General features: G+C 49.8%; 1 protein-coding gene. It reads left to right on the forward strand.

The genetic code is table 11. The features are described from left to right. Positions 1–36 precede the first annotated feature (36 nt). Positions 37–387: a hypothetical protein gene (locus R7Q09_RS27535; RefSeq protein ID WP_072828774.1), complete on the forward strand. Its 351-nt coding sequence runs from the start codon at positions 37–39 to the stop codon at positions 385–387. Positions 388–554: the final 167 nt, after the last annotated feature.

Here is a 554-nt window from a genome sequence, read left to right on the forward strand (position 1 = left end):
TCAAAAATACAACCGACCAATTGCAGGAGGGCTGGCATGCGTTCTCTAACCAAACTCGACCGAGCCATGCAGATAAAACGCATCGAGGGTAAAGCGGCTTTGGAGCAATGCTTGCTGGATAAGCAAACCCTCAAATTTACCTCGAACCGATTCGTGCAAGAAAACCCGTGGACAGCGCTTGGGTTGAGTGCTTTTGCCGCGATTGCTGTTGCGAAAGCTGGGCGGCTTTCTCGCGTCACGTCATCTCTCTCCTCCATCAGTTTGCTGCTCAATGGCGCGATGGATTTGAGTGGTCAGCTAGCCAAATCTTCTTCATCGTCTGCTGCATCCTCAAAAGAAGCAGGTGAAGAAGCGGCTCAACCATCCGATTTACCACCTCATCAGTAGAGGACGCGCATGAATGGAAAATTAAACCTTCCCATCAATACCGTGATTGGCGTGTCTCTGCTGGTGTTATTGCTTGTTCCTGCGCTCTACTTCGCCAAACCGGTGCTGTTACCTATGGTGATAAGTACGTTCGTGGCACTGCTGTTTAGCCCGCTGATCAATTATTT

Source organism: Vibrio sp. 2130-1 (genome assembly GCF_033339515.1).

Coding starts and splice junctions, on each gene's coding strand:
- R7Q09_RS27535 (WP_072828774.1), top strand. CDS start 37: ATGCGTTCTCTAACCAAACTCGACCGAGCCATGCAGATAAAACGCATC.